Annotated in this window: 15 protein-coding genes and 1 pseudogene; 6 read left to right on the plus strand and 10 right to left on the minus strand. The window is 73.7% G+C overall.

The genetic code is table 11. The features are described 5' to 3' along the window. Positions 1 to 63: 63 nt before the first annotated feature. Both BA175_RS01725 and BA175_RS01730 read right to left on the minus strand, forming a co-directional pair. Complete coding sequence (locus BA175_RS01725) at positions 64 to 726, minus strand: helix-turn-helix transcriptional regulator (protein ID WP_069169388.1); 663 nt, start codon at positions 724 to 726, stop codon at positions 64 to 66. Positions 727 to 945: 219 nt separating this feature from the next. Further along, positions 946 to 1,605, minus strand: coding sequence for a DUF3000 domain-containing protein (locus BA175_RS01730; RefSeq protein WP_069169389.1), 660 nt, complete (start codon positions 1,603 to 1,605; stop codon positions 946 to 948). Between the two features lie 92 nt (positions 1,606 to 1,697). Here BA175_RS01730 and hemE point away from each other — a divergent pair, with 92 nt between their 5' ends. Next, a complete protein-coding gene (gene hemE, locus BA175_RS01735) occupies positions 1,698 to 2,768 on the plus strand; it encodes a uroporphyrinogen decarboxylase (RefSeq protein ID WP_069169390.1) in 1,071 nt (356 codons plus the stop codon). A 67-nt stretch (positions 2,769 to 2,835) separates the two neighbouring features. On the opposite strand, the gene BA175_RS01740 is transcribed toward hemE, so the two are convergent. Next, positions 2,836 to 4,218, minus strand: a complete 1,383-nt coding sequence (locus BA175_RS01740) for an FAD-dependent oxidoreductase (protein WP_069169391.1) — start codon at positions 4,216 to 4,218, stop codon at positions 2,836 to 2,838. Between the two features lie 42 nt (positions 4,219 to 4,260). After that, positions 4,261 to 5,304 carry a DUF4349 domain-containing protein gene (locus BA175_RS01745; protein ID WP_069169392.1) on the minus strand — a complete coding sequence of 348 codons (1,044 nt, stop codon included), beginning with the start codon at positions 5,302 to 5,304 and terminating at the stop codon, positions 4,261 to 4,263. Between the two features lie 127 nt (positions 5,305 to 5,431). Here BA175_RS01745 and hemG point away from each other — a divergent pair. The 3 genes and pseudogenes from hemG (at position 5,432) to BA175_RS01760 (ending at position 9,258) form a co-directional block, all read left to right on the plus strand. Continuing rightward, positions 5,432 to 6,941 (plus strand): annotated as a pseudogene (gene hemG, locus BA175_RS01750) (protoporphyrinogen oxidase). 4 nt (positions 6,942 to 6,945) lie between these two features. Beyond that, a complete protein-coding gene (hemQ, locus tag BA175_RS01755; protein ID WP_069169393.1) occupies positions 6,946 to 7,659 on the plus strand; it encodes a hydrogen peroxide-dependent heme synthase in 714 nt (237 codons plus the stop codon). 324 nt (positions 7,660 to 7,983) lie between these two features. Beyond that, on the plus strand, positions 7,984 to 9,258 hold the full coding sequence (locus BA175_RS01760; protein ID WP_069169394.1) for an APC family permease: 1,275 nt from the start codon (positions 7,984 to 7,986) through the stop codon (positions 9,256 to 9,258). A 20-nt stretch (positions 9,259 to 9,278) separates the two neighbouring features. Here BA175_RS01760 and BA175_RS01765 read toward each other — a convergent pair whose 3' ends face one another. From BA175_RS01765 to BA175_RS01780, 4 genes are all read right to left on the minus strand, one after another. Then, positions 9,279 to 10,061, minus strand: coding sequence for a TIGR04222 domain-containing membrane protein (locus tag BA175_RS01765; RefSeq protein WP_069169395.1), 783 nt, complete (start codon positions 10,059 to 10,061; stop codon positions 9,279 to 9,281). A gap of 127 nt (positions 10,062 to 10,188) precedes the next feature. Further along, the gene (locus BA175_RS01770) at positions 10,189 to 11,220 is read right to left on the minus strand and encodes a TIGR04222 domain-containing membrane protein (RefSeq protein WP_069169396.1); all 1,032 of its coding nucleotides are present in this window, start codon (positions 11,218 to 11,220) and stop codon (positions 10,189 to 10,191) included. A gap of 5 nt (positions 11,221 to 11,225) precedes the next feature. Continuing rightward, the gene (locus tag BA175_RS01775) at positions 11,226 to 12,812 is read right to left on the minus strand and encodes a multinuclear nonheme iron-dependent oxidase (RefSeq protein WP_069169397.1); all 1,587 of its coding nucleotides are present in this window, start codon (positions 12,810 to 12,812) and stop codon (positions 11,226 to 11,228) included. 369 nt (positions 12,813 to 13,181) lie between these two features. Then, entirely contained in the window at positions 13,182 to 13,934 is a 753-nt protein-coding gene (locus BA175_RS01780; protein ID WP_069169398.1) for a peptidyl-tRNA hydrolase, read from the minus strand. A gap of 84 nt (positions 13,935 to 14,018) precedes the next feature. Between BA175_RS01780 and BA175_RS01785 the strand changes: the two genes are divergently transcribed. Beyond that, positions 14,019 to 14,696: an AIM24 family protein gene (locus BA175_RS01785; RefSeq protein WP_069169399.1), complete on the plus strand. Its 678-nt coding sequence runs from the start codon at positions 14,019 to 14,021 to the stop codon at positions 14,694 to 14,696. 151 nt (positions 14,697 to 14,847) lie between these two features. Then, positions 14,848 to 15,051, plus strand: coding sequence for a hypothetical protein (locus BA175_RS01790; protein WP_069169400.1), 204 nt, complete (start codon positions 14,848 to 14,850; stop codon positions 15,049 to 15,051). Positions 15,052 to 15,188: 137 nt separating this feature from the next. On the opposite strand, the gene BA175_RS01795 is transcribed toward BA175_RS01790, so the two are convergent. Together BA175_RS01795 and BA175_RS01800 are read right to left on the minus strand one after the other, a co-directional pair. Further along, a complete protein-coding gene (locus BA175_RS01795) occupies positions 15,189 to 16,076 on the minus strand; it encodes a polysaccharide deacetylase family protein (RefSeq protein WP_069169401.1) in 888 nt (295 codons plus the stop codon). A gap of 303 nt (positions 16,077 to 16,379) precedes the next feature. Next, positions 16,380 to 17,756, minus strand: a complete 1,377-nt coding sequence (locus BA175_RS01800) for an alkaline phosphatase PhoX (RefSeq protein ID WP_069169402.1) — start codon at positions 17,754 to 17,756, stop codon at positions 16,380 to 16,382. Positions 17,757 to 17,793 lie beyond the last annotated feature (37 nt).

Consider the following 17,793-nt stretch of genomic DNA (forward strand, 5'->3'; position numbering starts at 1 on the left):
GGCGAGGAGGGGAGGAGGGGGAGGGGGAGTAAGGGGCGGGAGCGGGAGGGAGGGAAGCGAAGGTCAGTGGATGATGCCCGTGCGCAGGGCGACGGCGACCATTCCCGCGCGGTCACCGGTGCCGAGCTTGCGGGCGATACGGGCGAGGTGGCTCTTCACGGTGAGGGCGGAGAGGCCCATCGAGACGCCGATGGCCTTGTTGGACTGGCCTTCGGCGACCAGGCGGAGGACCTCCACCTCACGTCCGGAGAGTTCGCGGTAGCCGCCCGGGTGGCTCGGGGACCCGGGAGGCCTGCGGTGCATTCGGGCGGCGTTGGCGCCGATCGGGGCCATGCCGGGGCGGGTGGGGTGGCCGATGTTGGTACGGGTGCCGGTGACGACGTAGCCCTTCACGCCGCCCGCGAGGGCGTTGCGTACGGCGCCGATGTCGTCGGCGGCGGAGAGGGCGAGGCCGTTCGGCCAGCCGGCGGCTCGGGTCTCGGACAGCAGGGTCAGCCCGGAACCGTCGGGCAGGTGGACGTCGGCGACGCAGATGTCGCGTGGGTTGCCGACACGGGGGCGGGCCTCCGCGATGGACGACGCCTCGATGACGTCACGAACTCCGAGTGCCCACAGATGGCGGGTGACGGTGGAACGGACGCGGGGGTCGGCCACGACGACCATGGCCGTCGGTTTGTTCGGGCGGTAGGCGACCAGGCTTGCGGGCTGCTCGAGGAGAACGGACACCAGGCCTCCTGGGGAGTGGCGGGACGGGCCGGCTCGGGGGGTGAAGCCGGGGCGAACCGTGCTTGAAGGGTCATTGACCTCTTCGGCAGCAGGCACGTCCTCCTTTAGGGGAAGATCACGATTTAGTGAGTAACAATTCGGGCAAATAGGACGCGCGATCGATTGTACGAAAAGAGAGCCGGTCCCTGTGCGACCGGCTCCCGGGAAGGTGACGCAGGGTTATGGAGCCTGGGGGCCGCGCCGCTGAGGCAACGTCACGACCGTCGCGTCCGCCGCGTCGGACGGCGGCAGGCCGGCCAGCTGGCACAGCAGGTCGGTCCACGCGACCAGGTGCCCCGCCACGTCCGGAATCCCGCCGCGCCCCTCGCGCGGCGTCCACGAGGCCCGGATCTCGATCTGCGTCGCCGGCCGGCGCGCCGACAGCGCGCCGAAGTAGTGCGAGCCGGCGCGCGTCACCGTGCCGCTCGCCTCCCCGTACGCCAGGCCCCGCGCCTCCAGCGCGCCCGTCAGCCACGACCAGCACACCTCGGGCAGCAGCGGATCGGCCGCCATCTCCGGTTCCAGTTCGGCCCGCACCAGGGTCACCAACCGGAACGTCCCCTTCCAGGCCTCATGTCCGGACGGGTCGTGGAGGAGGACCAGCCGGCCGTCGGCGAGGTCCTCGTCGCCGTCCACGACCGCCGCCTCCAGGGCGTAGGCGTACGGGGCCAGCCGCTGCGGCGGCCGGGTCGGCTCGACCTCGAGTTCGGGGCGTACACGGGCGGAGCGCAGCGCCTCGACCGCCGACCGGAACGCGGGTGGGGCGGATCGGTCCTCCGCGCCTTCCTTGCTGTCAGTGCCGTCGGAATGATCGGAATATTGTCCCTGAGCCGGAGCCATGCGGGGAAGAGTAGGCGGAACCGGAGCTTCGTGCAGGGAGGGACACCCGTGCGGGGTCCGGCTCCTTCCGCGCGCGTGCGAAGATTCTGTGTGTGAGTGCCAACGAACGCCCCCCGGGCCCGAAGACGACATCCGCCACCCACGGGTCGGCGTTCCTCAAGGCGTGCCGGCGCGAGCCCGTGCCGCACACCCCGGTCTGGTTCATGCGCCAGGCGGGGCGCTCACTGCCCGAGTACCTGAAGGCCCGCGAGGGCATCGCGATGCTCGACTCCTGCATGATGCCGGAGCTGGTCACCGAGATCACACTGCAGCCCGTACGCCGTCACAAGGTCGACGCCGCGATCTTCTTCAGCGACATCGTCGTCCCGCTCAAGGCCATCGGCATCGACCTCGACATCAAGCCCGGGGTCGGCCCGGTGATTGCCGAGCCCGTCCGCACCCGCGCCGACCTGGACCGGCTGCGCGAGCTCACGCCCGAGGACGTCACCTTCGTCACCCAGGCCATCGGCATGCTCACCGCGGAACTGGGCTCCACACCGCTCATCGGCTTCGCCGGGGCGCCCTTCACCCTCGCGAGCTACCTCGTGGAGGGCGGCCCGTCCCGCAACCACGAGCGCACCAAGGCCATGATGTACGGCGACCCGGAGCTGTGGGCCGACCTCCTCGACCGGCTCGCCGGGATCACCGGCGCGTTCCTCAAGGTCCAGATCGAGGCCGGGGCATCGGCGGTCCAGCTCTTCGACTCCTGGGTCGGCGCGCTGGCACCTGCCGACTACCGCCGCTCCGTGATGCCGGCCTCCACGAAGGTCTTCGACGCCGTCGCCGGATACGGCGTCCCGCGCATCCACTTCGGCGTCGGCACCGGCGAGCTCCTCGGCCTGATGGGTGAGGCGGGCGCGGACGTCGTCGGCGTCGACTGGCGGGTTCCCCTGGACGAGGGCGCACGCCGGGTCGGCCCCGGCAAGGCGCTCCAGGGCAATCTCGATCCGGCGGTGCTCTTCGCGCCGACCGCCACGGTCGAGGCGAAGACCCAGGAGGTGCTCGACGCGGCCGCCGGCCTGGAGGGCCATGTCTTCAACCTCGGGCACGGGGTCATGCCGACGACCGACCCGGACGCGCTCACGCGGCTCGTCGAGTACGTGCACGAGCGGACTGCCCGCTGAGGGACCGCCTCCGGGGACGTGTCCGCACGCCCCCGGAGGCGGTACCGGGGCGCCGGCCGCCTCGCGGTCAGGCGCTGCCGGCCTCGCGTACCGCGGCCGCCGCCCGGCGGGCGGCCACCAGGACGGGGTCCCAGACCGGGGAGAACGGCGGGGCGTAGCCGAGGTCGAGTGCCGTCATGGCCTCCACCGTCATCCCCGCGGTGAGCGCGACCGCCGCCACGTCCACGCGCTTGGCCGCCCCCTCGCGGCCCACGATCTGCACACCCAGCAGCCGTCCGGTGCGGTACTCCGCGATCATCTTCACCGTCATCGGCCGTGCTCCCGGGTAGTAGCCCGCCCGGCTCGTGGACTCGATCGTCGCGGTGACGTACCGCAGGCCGGCCGCGTGTGCGTCCTTCTCGCGCAGGCCGGTCCTGGCGATCTCCAGGTCGCAGACCTTGCTCACCGCCGTACCGACCACACCCGGGAACGTGCCGTAGCCGCCGCCGATGTTGGCGCCGATGATCTGGCCGTGCTTGTTGGCGTGGGTGCCGAGTGCGATGTGGCGGGTGCGGCCGGCCACCAGGTCGAGGACCTCCACGCAGTCGCCGCCCGCCCAGATGTCGTCGTGGCCCGCGACCCGCATCGACAGGTCCGTCAGCAGCCCGCCGTGCGCCCCGAGCGGCAGTCCCGCCGCGCCCGCCAGAGTGGTCTCCGGCTCGACGCCGATGCCGAGCACGACCACGTCCGCCGGGTACGTGCCCTTCTCCGTCTCGACCCCGGTGGCCCTTCCGTCCCGGCCGGTCAGGATCCGGGTGACCGCCGCGCCGTTCACCGTGGTGATGCCGAGGCCGTCCATGGCCTCGTGCACCAGCCGCCCCATGTCCGGGTCGAGCGTGGACATGGGCTGCGGAGCACGATCGAGCACCGTCACCTCGAAACCGCGCTTCAGCATCGCCTCGGCCATCTCCACGCCGATGTAGCCCGCACCGACGACGACCGCCCGCCGCCCGGGGGCCTTGTCGAGGGAGTCCAGGAGCGCCTGGCCGTCGTCGAGGGTCTGCACGCCGTGCACCCCCGGGGCGTCGATGCCGGGCACGTCCGGGCGGACCGGCCGGGCCCCGGTGGCGATGACCAGCTTGTCGTAGGCCGTCCAGTAGCTCTCACCGCTCTCGCGGTCCAGGGCGCGCACCCGCCGGCCCTCCACGTCGATCTCCGTCACCTCGGTACGGGTGCGCAGATCGATCGCGCGGGCCCGGTGCTCCTCCGGGGTACGGGCGACGAGCTCCTCGCGCCCGTCGACGTCGCCGCTCACCCAGTACGGGATGCCGCAGGCGGAGTACGAGGTGAAGTGGCCGCGTTCGAAGGCGACGATGCTCAGCTCGTCCGGCCCCTTGAACCTGCGGGCCTGCGACGCGGCGGACATACCCGCCGCGTCGCCTCCGATGACCACCAGTCGCTCCGCCGCCATGCCCGGTCCCTTCGCCGCAGTGTGGGGACCCACGCTACGGCGCTACGGTGCCGGCGGAGTCTCCGGGCCGGGCCCCGGAGCGGCAGCCGGGGCGGCCGAGGGGCCGCCCGCCGCCGCCGTCCCGGAGCGCGTGGCCACGGGCGCCCCGTGACGGGCCGCGCGGCGGCGGCGCAGCAGACGCCACAGGAGCGTCAGGACGGCGACCGTGGCCAGGAAGGGCGCCGCGGCGCCCAGGGCCACGGCGATCCACCGCAGCATGCCCACGAACGCGTCCCAGCCGGCGGCGAGCGCGTCGAGGAAGCCCGGGTCGTCGTCCCCGGCCGCCAGGTCGTCCTCGTACGGTTCGTGGAGGTCGAGCGTGACCGTCGCCAGCGAGGTGCGGTCCTTCAGGGACGCCTGCCGCGCGAGCAGCGACTCGAGGTCGGCCTGACGCCTGCTCAGTTCGCCTTCCAGGGTCACCACGTCGGAGAGTTTCTCCGCCTTGTCCATCAGGGAGCGCACCCGCGCCACACTCGCCCGCTGGGTGGAGATCCGGCTCTCGACGTCCACCACCTCGCCGGTCACGTCCTTCGCCTCGGACGTGCGGGACCGGAGCTTTCCCGCACCCGACAGGGCGCGCAGTACGGAGTCGGACCGGTCCTGCGGGACACGCAGCACGAGATGCGAGGTCTCGTGGGTGTCGTCGACCCGTTCCGTCGTCTCGTCCGCGACGAGCCCGCCCACGTTCTCGGCGGCGTGGCGGGCCGCGGCCACCGCCTTCGGCACACTGGTGACCTCGATGTCCAGCGTGGCCGTGCGGATGACGTGCACCGCGCCCGCGGCGCCCGGATCCGGAGCCCCGCCGGCCGGCTTCCCGGACCGCTCGCCCGCATCGCCGGCGGCGTACGCGCCACTGCCGGCGCCCTCCGGGGCGGCGGCCTTCCGGTCCTCCGCGACGCTCCTGTCGGTGGAACCGCCGCCGTCACCCGCGCCGCAGGCCGCGGTGGACAGGAGGAGGGCGAGCAGCCCGGCGGTCAGGACGGCGCGCCGGCGGCGCCGTCCCGGGCGGTCGGTCGGACGGCTGTCCGTGTGACGGTCGTTGTGCATGACGTGTCCCCCCAGGGCCGTTGTCTTCGGTGCCGGTTCGACGTACGGCACCCCTGCGCGGGTTGCCGGCCGGCGGTTTCGAAGTGGTCACGTTCATGACTCGGAACGGGTTTGAGAGAGTGGACCCATGCAGCGTCCTCTTCAGCGCGACACCACACGCACGGGTCATGTCGTCGTCATCGGCGGCGGAATCGCCGGACTCGCCGCCGCCCACCGGCTGCTGGACTCCGGCCTCCGGGTCACCGTCCTGGAAGCGACGGAGCGGCTCGGCGGCAAGCTCATGACCGGCGAGATCGCGGGCGCACCCGTCGACCTCGGGGCCGAGTCCATGCTGGCCCGACGGCCCGAAGCGGTCGCTCTGGCCACCGCCGTCGGGCTCGGCGAGCGGCTCCAGCCGCCCGCCACCGCGACCGCCTCGCTCTGGACCCGTGGTGCCCTGCGCCCGATGCCCAAGGGACACGTGATGGGCGTCCCCGGCGAGCCGGCGGCGCTCGGTGAGGTGCTCTCGCCCGAGGGGCTGGCCCGGGTCGCGCAGGAGCGCGACCTCACCCCGACCGCCGTCGGCGACGACGTGGCCGTCGGCGCGTACGTGGCCGACCGGCTGGGCCGCGAGGTCGTCGACCGCCTGGTGGAGCCGCTGCTGGGCGGGGTGTACGCGGGCGACGCCTACCGCATCTCGATGCGCGCCGCCGTACCGCAGCTGTTCGAAGCGGCGAAGGAGGGCGGCTCGCTCCTGGACGCCGTGCTCCGTATCCAGGAACGGGCCGCGGCGCGTCAGCAGACCGGGCCGGTCTTCCAGGGCATCGCCGGAGGCGTCGGCACGCTCCCGGACGCGGTCGCCGGCGCCGTACGGGCCGGGGGTGCCGACGTCCTCACCGCGACTCCCGTGCTCGGGCTCACCCGCACCGGCGACGGATGGGACGTGCGCACCGACACCCGGGTGATCGCCGCGGACGGCGTCGTCCTCGCCACCCCCGCCTGGTCCGCCTCCACCCTGCTCGCCGCCGAGTGCCCCGCCGCCTCCGTCGAGCTCGCCGCCGTCGAGTACGCGTCGATGGCGCTGGTCACCCTGGCCTTCCGCCGCTCCGACGTCGAGGGGACCGAGGCGCTCCGGGGGCGTTCCGGCTTCCTCGTACCGCCGGTCGACGGGCACACGATCAAGGCGTCGACCTTCTCGAGCAACAAGTGGCGGTGGGTCGCCGACGCCGCTCCCGGACTGTTCGTGCTGCGCACCTCGGTGGGCCGCTACGGCGAGGAGGAGCACCTGCACCGCGAGGACCCGGAGCTCGTGGGGGTGTCGCTGCGCGACCTCACCGCCGCCACCGGGCTGACCGCCCGCCCGGTCGGCACCGAGGTCACCCGGTGGATCGGCGGGCTGCCCCAGTACCCCGTGGGCCACCTGACCCGGGTCGCCAGGATCCGCGACGCCGTCGGTGCTCTGCCGGGCCTGCGGGTGTGCGGAGCGGCGTACGACGGGGTCGGGATCCCCGCCTGTGTGGCGAGCGCGTGGCGGGCGGCGGACGAGATCGTCCACGACGTGGCGGGCCGGGAGGCGGGAGATCACCGGGGTGGCCGCGAGGGAGATCATCGCCACGCCGACCCGGGTTCAGGGCACTCGGAGCGAGGCGGGACAATAGCCGTATGAGTGCGCCAGAAAAGCTTCCGAACGCAGGCAAGAAGGCCAAGGACCTCAACGAGGTCGTGCGCTACACCCTGTGGTCCGTCTTCAAGCTGCGAGATGTGCTTCCGGTCGACCGTGCCGGTTACGCCGACGAGGTCCAGGAGCTGTTCGACCGGCTCGGCGCCGAGGACGTCACCGTCCGCGGTACCTACGACGTGTCCGGCCTGCGGGCCGACGCCGATCTCATGATCTGGTGGCACGCGGAGACCGCCGACGAGCTGCAGGAGGCCTACAACCTCTTCCGGCGCACGAAGCTCGGCCGCTCGCTGGAGCCGGTCTGGTCGAACATGGCCCTGCACCGCCCGGCCGAGTTCAACAAGTCGCACATCCCGGCCTTCCTGGCCGACGAGACGCCGCGCGACTACATCAGCGTGTACCCCTTCGTACGGTCGTACGACTGGTACCTGCTGCCGGACGAGGACCGCCGCCGCATGCTGGCGGACCACGGCAAGATGGCCCGCGGCTACCCGGACGTGCGCGCCAACACCGTCGCCTCCTTCTCCCTCGGCGACTACGAGTGGATCCTCGCCTTCGAGGCGGACGAACTGCACCGTATCGTCGACCTCATGCGCCACCTGCGGGCCTCCGAGGCACGGATGCACGTGCGGGAGGAGGTCCCGTTCTACACGGGGCGCAGGAAGTCGATCGCAGACTTGGTGGCCGGTCTCGCATAGCCAGCGTTTCCGGCCGCCCCGACCCGGAAGATCAGTTGGCGGGCAACGGCGTGTGTGACGCCGCCCGTCGTTCCAGCGACACCGGGTCCGGTTCCGGGCACACATCGGCCTGTGACCGGCGAACCGCGGTGGCCTGCGGGGGAGTCAGCCATACCTCCCCGCCGGCCGCCGCTCCCGCCGTACACGGGCCGATGTGGCCCGGGCCGCACAGCAGGGCGTGCGCGCCTGTCCGGGCCGTCCCCGCGGGGGCGGCCTTCCGCGTCCTGCGGACACCTCCGCCTTGTAGGGTGCGTCGGCCCGCCACCCCTGCCGAGGAGCCGAGAGATGAGCAGTACCCCCGCCACACCGGCCGGCGACGGTGAACTGACCCGGCGCCTGGGCGTCTTCGACGCCGTCGTGATCGGTCTCGGTTCGATGATCGGCGCCGGCGTCTTCGCCGCGCTCGCGCCCGCCGCCGGCGCCGCGGGCTCCGGCCCCGGGCTGCTGGCCGGCCTGGTCCTGGCGGGCGCGGTGGCCTACTGCAACGCCACCTCCTCCGCCCGGCTGGCCGCCCGGTACCCGGCCTCCGGCGGCACGTACGTCTACGGCCGTGAGCGGCTCGGAGCGTTCTGGGGATATCTGGCCGGCTGGGCGTTCGTCGTCGGCAAGACGGCCTCGTGCGCGGCCATGGCCCTCACCGTGGGTTCCTACGTGTGGCCCGGCCACGCGACGGCGGTCGCGGTCGCCGCCGTGGTGGCCCTGACCGCGCTCACCTACTCCGGGGTGCGGAAGGCGGCCCTGCTGACCCGTGTCATCGTGGCCGTCGTCCTGGCCGTCCTCGCCGCCGTCGTCACCGCCTGTCTGGCCGCCCCCGGCGTCCCCCGCCCGGTCCTCGGCCCGGGCACCGGCACCGGCGGGGTCCTCCAGGCCGCCGGACTGCTGTTCTTCGCCTTCGCCGGGTACGCCCGCATCGCCACCCTGGGGGAGGAGGTGCGCGACCCGGCGCGCACGATCCCCCGTGCGGTCCCCCTCGCCCTCGGCATCACCCTGGCGGTGTACGCGGCCGTCGCCGCGGCGGTGCTCTCCGTCCTCGGCTCCGGGGCACTCGCCGACACCACGGCGCCCCTCGCGGACGCCGTACGCGCGGCGGGCGCCCCCGCCCTCGCGCCGGTGGTGCGCGTCGGGGCGGCCGTGGCGGCACTGGGCTCCCTGCTCGCCCTGATCCTCGGCGTCTCGCGCACCGCTCTGGCCCTGGCCCGCGACCGCCACCTGCCCCACGCCCTGGCAGCCGTCCACCCCCGCACCCGGGCGCCGTACCGCGCGGAACTCGCCGTGGGCGCGGTCGTGGCCGTACTGGCCGCGACCGCGGACCTGCGCGGGGCGATCGGGTTCTCCTCCTTCGGCGTCCTCGCCTACTACGCCGTCGCCAACGCCGCCGCGCTCACACTCACCCCGGCCGAGGGGCGGCCACCGCGCGCCGTGCCCGTCGCGGGGCTGGCCGGCTGTCTGCTGCTGGCCTTCGCCCTCCCGGCGGCCTCCGTCGCCACCGGCTCGGCCGTACTCGCGGCCGGTGCCGGGGTGTACGGGCTCCGCGTGCTGTTCACGCGCGCCCGGCGCTGACGCCCGCCGCCCGCCGCGGCTCAGCGGACAGGATGCGCCGGGCGGCCGCCGCGCAGGGCCGCCCGCAACTCCGGGTCCTGCAGGGCGTCCACGCCCCGTACGGCCACCGCCGCGAGCAGGTCGCGGTCGGCGCCGCGCACCGGGGCGGGCAGCGAGTCCAGCCACCGCTGTCCGGACGGCGAGGCCCACGGACTGTACGGGTGGTTCTCCACCCGCGCGATGGCCAGGCACCCCAGGGTCAGCACCAGCGGCAGCCCGAACCAGGCCGCCACCGGGCCCGCGTAGCCCATCTCCTGACCGGGCATCAGCATCGCGGCGGCTGCCAGCACCACCACCAGCACGGCCGCGCCCCGCACCGCCCGTACCGCCGACCGCAGGGCTGTCCGCGTCCCGTGCGGGACGGCGAGGCCCGCCGCGACGAGCCGGTCGGCCAGGGCGTGTACGGCGTCGGCCGCGGCGGCAGCCGCCCGTACCGGCGCTATCCGGGACTGGCCTTCCGGGCCGATCGCACGGATCACGGTGCGCTCCACCTCGTCCCGCCCCTCCGGGTCGACGACGGTCGCCCAGCCGGTGTGGGCCAGCAGCAGCCGGCGTCGCAGGTGCATGGAGACCAGGGCCAGATCGGCGACCCGGTGCGGACCGCCTGCCAGGAACGCCGTCTCGTACAGGCTGAGTTCGCGCGGGGACGGTCCCTCGGCCGCGTCGGCCGGCCGCACGGCCGCACCCGCGGTCACGAGGCAGAGACGGACACAGGTGACGGCCGCCGCACCCCATGCGACCAGAAGGAGCAGTACCCAGAGCATGGCGGATTTCTATGTGAGACGGACGCGTAACGCCATGACCTGTTCACGATCCGGACAGAGTTCGGTCACAGGCGGTCTCGGACGGTCGCATTCCACGACCTCCCGGGTGGACGGTCCCGACCGCGGCTCAGGAGCCGCCGCCGCAACTGGAACCCCCGCCGCAGCTCGACCCGCCGCCGCAACTGGAACCCCCGCTGCTGCTGCCGCAGCTGGACCCGCTGCTCCCGCCGCAGCTGCCGCCGGCCCCGCACGAGGAGCCCGTGCCGCAGGAGGACCCCGCCCCCGACCCGCCCCCGTCACCGGAACTCCCGCAACTCCCCCCGCCGGGGCCCTCGGCGGCGCACCACACCACGGGCACGAGCGCTGCGGCGCTGCCGCCGGGCGCGGTCGACGAGCTGGTGCGGGCGGGCCGGTACCGGGCGGCCGCGGTCAACTGCGCCCGCAGGTCGGGGTCGGGGAGCGCCCGCAGCCCCCGGGTGGCCACCAGGTGGGCGGGGTCCGTCACCTGGGCACAGGCGGCGCGGTAGGCGCCCAGGGCGCCGCGTCCCGCCTTCGTGACCCGTGCCTTGGCGGACGAAGCGGTGATCAGCCCCACCACGCCGCCGGCCAGCAGAGCGGGCAGCACCTTGACGACGAAGGGGAACGGGACGTCCGTGTACCCGTCGTGGACGGCGTACTGCAGAACGGTGAGGACGATGGCGACCGGGACCGCGGCCAGGCAGGCCACGGCCTGGACGATCGCCCAACGGCGGCGGGCCCGGCTCTCGCCCGGGGCGACGAGCAGCCCGCGGGCCGCGAGCCCGTCGCCGACCCCCTGCACCACCGGGTGCCGCATCACGGTCTCCCGCAGCAGGTGCAGCGCTCCGCTCGGAGCTGCGGCCAGCTCCTGGAGGACGGCGCGTTCCACCGCGTCACGGGCCTCCGCGCGCCGGACGGCGAGGATGCCGGGGCCGCCGACGGCCAGCCTTCCGTCGGTGTGCAGCGCGGTGAGCGCGGTGTCCACGACCCTGGCGGGTCCCCCGCTCAGGAACGCGGCCTCGGAGAGGTTGTGCGCGTACGCGCCGGGGCTGCCGCGCCGGCCGGACCGCACGGTCGCGACGACCAGGAGCGTCGAGGAGACCGCCACGGCCACGGTCAGGACAAGGGCGAGTGCGTTCATGGCGTTCACTTCCCCGTCAGGACGGCACGGGCGGCCCGCACCAGACGGGTCCGGCGGCGCGGGGGGTGCGGCGCCGACCGGTCCTGCCACCAGTGCGTCAGCCTGCGCCTGGCCACGTCGTCGGCGGGGTTGCCCGCGATGAGCAGCTGCTCGGCGAAGTCGAGGGCGTCGCGGCGGTAACCTGCGGACATGGGCCGGGATCCGGCGTACGCGAGGAACGCGGAACGGTAGCCGTCGCCGAGGATCTCCGGCAGTTCGGGCGCCACCCGGGCGACGACCCCGGCCCGCTTGGCGGCCAGGGCACGGCTCTGCACCCCGAGACGCCGGTGGTCGAATCCTTCCGGGGCGGGCGTGCCCGCCACGAGGTGCGAGAGCAGAGCGGTCTGGGCCACGGCGGCCCGGCCACGGGCGGTCGCCCTCACGGTGGCCGGCTTCCGGGTGTCCGTGTGGGTGGGGGCGGGCTCCGGGGTGTCCGTGTGCGTGGCGGCCGGCCTCCGGACGTTCGCAGGGGCGGTCGTCGTTCCGGCGCTCGCGTGTGGGGCGGCCGGTCCCTCGGTGGTCGTCCCTCGGCTGCTTCCCGTGGCGGTCGTCCTTCCGGCGGCCGCCTCCTGGGTGCTCGCCTCGGTGGCGGGCGCCTCCCCGGTGGTGGCCTCACCGGTCTTCGCCCTACCGGCGGCCGGCTCACCGGTGCTCGCCCTTCCGGTGACCGTCTCTGCGCCGGACCGTCTCGCCGGGGGCACCCGGCGACCCCGGACGGACGTCCCACCGGCCGTCGCCCCGGCCAGCGTGGCCCGGATCGCGGCCAGTTCGCCCGCCAGCTCCGCCGTCGGCGGGAAGTCGTCGTCGCGCTCCAGCAGGACGCCCGGCGGATCGACCCGGGCACGGAGCTCGGCCAGCACGTCCAGGACGGGAGCCGTCACCGGGTGGGCGTGCGTGTCGTGCCAGACGCCGTCCTTCTCGATGCCTCCGGCCACATGCACGTACGCGATGGCCTCCACCGGCAGTTCGTCGAGGGCCGTCGAGGGGACCTCGCCCCGGTTCACGTGATTGGTGTGGAGATTGGCGACGTCGATCAGCAGCCGCACACCGGTGCGCTCGACCAGCTCCGCGAGGAACTGCCCCTCGGTCAGTTCCTCGTCCGGCCACGAGATCAGCGCCGCGATGTTCTCCAGGGCCAGCGGCACGGGCAGGCAGTCCTGGGCGATCCGCACGTTCTCGCAGAGCACGTCCAGCGCCTCCCAGGTCCGGGGCACGGGCAGCAGATGGCCCGCCTCCAGCCTCGGCGATGCGGTGAGCGGCCCTCCGGCGCGAACGAACGCGATGTGCTCGGTCACGAGGGGTGCGCCCAGCAGCGCCGCCCGCCCCGCCAGTCCGGCCAGACGCTCCGGATCGGGGCGGTCGGCCCCGCCCAGCCCCAGCGAGACGCCGTGCGGCACGACGGTGACCCCCCGTTCGCGCAGCCGCAGGAGAGACGCCGGGGGCCGGCTCGTGCAGATGTTCTCCGAGACGGCTTCCACCCAGTCGATCCCCGGCAGTGCTTCGACGGCGTCCGCGATCTCCGGCCGCCAGCCGATCCCGATTCCCAGCTCCATGACATCCCCTCCCCGTTATGTGCAGGGGTCATGGCCCCCGCCGAGCGGCGCCGAACCCGGAACCGGGGACGTTCAGAGCAGGATTTGAGGTTCCCGGAGACGGCCGACCGGTTTGTCACCTGATCGTGGCCCCCCGGCCCGGTCTGTCGGCGGGCCGTCGAACCGTGGGGGCGCCGGGCGCACGGAAAGGCCCGGAAGCGGGCCGGCCTGACCAGGGGGAAGGGATGCTGACGTAAGGGTTGTCCCGCAGCCTTCGACGTGGATCAGCGGCTGTTTCCCCGCTGACCGCCCGCCGTGCGGGGTGCAGGGACGTCGACCGCCACCGAGAACGGCCCGCGACGGGCCGGCGGCCATCCGGCCGTGCCCGCCTCAGCCGCGCAGCGCCGGATGGTCGGCGACCACCGTGCAGGAGCCCGGAGCGATCTCGGTGAATCCCGCGTCCCGCACCACCGGGAGCCCGCTCGCGGTCAGTTCCCGCCACCGGGCCGGGTCGGGGGTGGCGACGGAGAGCGGGAAACCCGCCTCGCGCCACGTCTTGCGCTCCGTCTCCGACAGCTCCCACCAGGCCAGCTGCGCACCGTGCCCCGCCTGGGCCATGGCCTTGCCCGCCGACATGTCCAGCTCGGGGTTGAGCCAGAGCACCGGACCGGCCGGATCCGGCGCGGCAGGCGCCTCCGGGTCCTCCAGGTCCGTCCCCGACACCTGGAGCTTGGCCAGCTCCTTGGGCCAGCCGTCCAGCGGCACCGGAGGAAACACCCGCACCTCCGCCCGGGCGCCCGTGACCGTGATCCCCGGCAGCGCGGACGCCTTGCGCCACTCCGCTCCGCGCGCCCGCCGCACCACCTTGCGGATCCGGGCGTCCTGCCAGTCCCGTACGAGCCGCGCCCACTCGCCCTCGCCCAGTGAACGGTCGTCCGAGAGCAACGTCAGCACCGCGCGGGCGGCGGTGACCAGCGCGTCCGTACGCGCCGGGGGATCCGCCTTCTCGATGCGCACCACCAGCGGCAGCACGAACTGCCGTGCCTCGTCCCGGGAGGTCTGCTCCGTACGGAAGGGACTCCCGACGGGGTGCGGGGCCGCTGCGGGCTCGGAGGGAATCTCGGAAAGGTTGTCGCTGCTCACGCACACCAGTCTGCCAGGCCCCCGGGACGGCACCGCGGGATCCGCTCTTGGCGGAACGTGGACCTCCGGGTGAGGATGCCCCGCATGAAGAGCGACCTCTTTTCCAGCGAACACATGGCCGGGCCGCCCACCGCCCCCGGTATGTCCCTGCAGAACGCCAAGTCGGTCAAGTACGTCGTCAACGGTGAGATGCACGCCCGCCAGGGCTCGATGGTCGCCTACCGCGGCGCCCTCCAGTTCGAACGCAAGGGCCAGGGCATCGGCGGCATGCTGAAGCGCGCGGTCACCGGTGAGGGGCTGCCGCTCATGGCGGTCCGGGGTCAGGGTGAGGCGTGGTTCGCGCACGAGGCCGCCAACTGTTTCATCGTGGAGATGGAGCAGGGCGACGTCCTCACCGTCAACGGACGCAACGTCCTGTGCTTCGACGCGAGCCTCTCCTACGAGATCAAGACCGTGAAGGGCGCCGGAATCGCCGGCGGCGGGCTCTTCAACAGCGTCTTCAGCGGATTCGGCAAGCTCGGCCTGATATGCGACGGCCACCCCATCGTGATCCCTGTCGGTGCTCAGCAGCCGGTGTACGTCGACACGGACGCGGTCGTCGGATGGAGCGCCCAGCTCTCCACCTCCCTGCACCGCTCGCAGAGCTTCGGCTCGATGGTGCGCGGGGGGTCCGGGGAGGCGGTCCAGCTGATGCTGCAGGGTGAGGGGTTCGTGATCGTGCGGCCCAGCGAGCTCAAGCCGGAGAAGGCGTCCTCCCACTGACCGACCCACTGACCCACTCACCCACTGGCTGACCGGCTGGCCGACCGGACTCCGGGCTCCGGGCTCCGGAACCAACGGGCCGCCGTGCGGGCCCGTACCGGGTCTGACCGGCACGTCCCGGCCGAGGGCGCCGGGGCGTACGCTCGGACGCATGGACCAGCGCAGCGGTGAACGCACGGACGACGGGTACTGCGGGACGCGCCCGTCGGCCCCCGCACCGGTGGACACCGGACCTTCGTACGCCACGTGCGTGCTGTGCGGGAAACCGACCGAACACCCGGAGACCACGAAGGGCAGTACGCTCTGCCCGGTCTGCGCGTGGCAGGAGGCCGGGCGCACCGCCTGCGCGGGCTGAGACACGGGTACGGGTCGCGCCCCGACCGGGCGCCTGGGCGGGTATCGCCCGGCCCGGCGGGAGGCCGGCGCGGCAGGTCGGGTCCCGCCGAGTACGGGGCACGACAATCCCGGCCGGGCAGGATCCCGGAACCCGGCTCAGCCCCGCATCAGCTCGGAGACCTTCACGAAGCGGTACCCCTGCCGGCGTAGTTCCGGGACCACCCGGCGTACGGCCCCGGCGGTGACGGGCGCGGCGCTGCGGGTGCAGTGCATGACCACCAGGGAGCCCGGCCTCACCCCGTCCAGCACCTGGTCCGCCACCGCGTCGGCGTCCGTGGCGAACGCGTCGCCGCTGACGACGTCCCACTGCACGGCCGTCACCCCCGTGGGTGCCAGGGCCTTCAGCGAGATGTCGTCGTAGCAGCCGCCGGGGAAGCGGAAGTACGGCACGACGTTGGTGGCCCCGGCCTTGCGGATCTCCGTGAACGCCCGCTCCACATCGGCGCGCATATCGGCCTTCGCCACGGTGGGCAGCCCGTAGCAGGGCGTGGAGAAGGCGTAGTGGCTGTACGAGTGGTTGGCGATCTCGAACAGGGGGTCGGTGCCGATCGCACGCGCCTGGGTCGGGTACTCCCGTGCCCACCGCCCGGTCATGAAGACCGTCGAGGGCACGTTCAGCCGGCGCAGCAGGGCGATCAGCTCCGGATTGTCGAAGTGCTCGCCCGCCGCCGCGCGCGGCCCCTGATCCGCCGTCATGTCCGCGTCGAAGGTGAGCGCCACCACCTTCTCGTTCCCGCCTGCGGAGCCTTCGGCCCGTCGCTCGAAGACCGGGGTGAGCCCCGCCGGGCCCGGAGCCGTCGTGGGCGGTTTCCTCCCCGTCCCGGCCGCCGCCGAAGGTGCGGCGGAGACGGAGGCCGGGGGAGTGGTGAGGGGAGTGCCGACGCGTGCCGGGGGTGCGGCGGCCTGGGTGCGGGCGTCCTCCGCGCTGCCGCAGCCCGCCAGGACCGCGGCCAGCGCCGTCGCCGTCGCCGTCCTCGCAGTCATCACTGTCATCGTACGAACAGATTTGATCACTGGAGGACGTTAGCTGACGGGATTTCAGCGAGCGCCGCGCCGCTCCGGCCGAGCCCGCAGGGTCAGCCGGTCGGGCGGCCGCCCACGGTCCGTTCCGCGCTCGCAGGGCCGTCCCGCACGTATCCGGCGGCCGGGCGGCGTCGGCCACGGCGCCTCGCCGCGTCGCAGGAACGTCCGCGTACCTCCGGTCCGCGGACGTCCTCCGCCGTGCTGCGCGCCGCATCCGACATCGCGCGCCCCTTCGGGACGTGCGCGACGGCCCTCAGGGGCAGATCAGTGCCAGGGCCCCGTCACCGCGAACGTCGTCCCCGGCGTGTAGCAGTTCACGAACATGGTGGCGCCGTCCGGCGCGAACGTGACCCCGGCGAACTCACCCCACTCGGGTTCGTCGGGCGTCCCGGTGTTCTGCCGGCCCCGTGCCATCGGGTAGACCTCACCGCGCCGCGTCACCCCGAGCACGTACTGCGCGCCGCCGCCGTCCTCGCAGACCATCAGCCCGCCGTCGGCGGCGAGACAGATGTTGTCCGGGGACTCGCCGGGCAGCTCGACGTCCGTGTCCGGCCCGAAGACGACCACCAGCGTGAGCCGCCGCCGCTTCGGCTCGTACCGCCACACCTGGCCGAAGTGGTCGGCCGCCGACCCCTGCGAGCTGCGGGCGAAGCTGGAGACGAAGTAGACGGACGAGCCGCCCCAGTAACAGCCCTCCAGTTTCTGGGCGTGGGTGATGCCCTTCGGGCCGAAGTCCTGGTGCCGGACGGGCGTGGAGGCGGCCAGCGGATCCGGTACGGGGACCCACTCGATCCGGTCGAAGGCCGCGCCGGTCTCCTGGATCGCGGAGAGGTCGGGCACTCCGGGCACCCGCATCGCCTCCAGCGTGCCGCCGGCCCGCAGCGAGCCCGTCCCGCCGAGTGGCTTCTCGGGGAGGAATCGGTAGAAGAGGCCGAACGGGCGCTCGAAAGCGTCCTCGGTCTCGTACACGATCCCGTTCCCCGGATCGATCGCGATCGCCTCGTGCTGGAAGCGTCCCATCGCGGTCAGCGGTACCGCTCCGGTGCGGCGCGGGTCGGCGCCGTCCACCTCGAAGATGAATCCGTGGTCCTTGGTGTAGCCGTTGGTGCCGGCCTTGTCCTCGGTCTCCTCGCAGGTCAGCCAGGTGCGCCACGGGGTGGGACCCCCCGCGCAGTTGACGGCCGTACCCGCGATGGCGACCCGCTCGTCCAGGACGTGGTTGCGGCCGTCGAGCTCCAGGGCCGTACAGCCGCCCTTGCCCGCCGGGTCGTAGGTGAGGCCCTCGATCACGGGTACGGGGATGCGGGCGTCGGCCCGGTTCTCGTGGTTGCGCACGAGGTGGACGCGGCCGTGGCGGCCCGCGAAGGCGGCCATGCCGTCGTGGTGGCTGGGCACCCGGCCCTCACCGGAGCGGAGGGCGTCGCCCTCCCGGGAGAGGACCCGGTAGCGGAAACCTTTCGGCAGGTCGAGCAGGCCGTCCGGGTCAGGTACGAGCGGTCCGTAACCGCTGTGACCGCGTGCGGCGGCCGTGCCGGCGAAGAGTTCGGTGAAGGCCCCGGTGAAGGCGACCGAGGCGGCGGCGGCGCCGCTCCCGGCCAGGACCTGTCGTCGTGTCGCGATCCGTCGAGGTGCGGATGACATGAGGCAACTCCCTGTTGGCGGACAGGTGAAGTGACCT

It is taken from the genome of Streptomyces griseus, assembly GCF_001715295.1.
Classification (GTDB): domain Bacteria; phylum Actinomycetota; class Actinomycetes; order Streptomycetales; family Streptomycetaceae; genus Streptomyces; species Streptomyces griseus_G.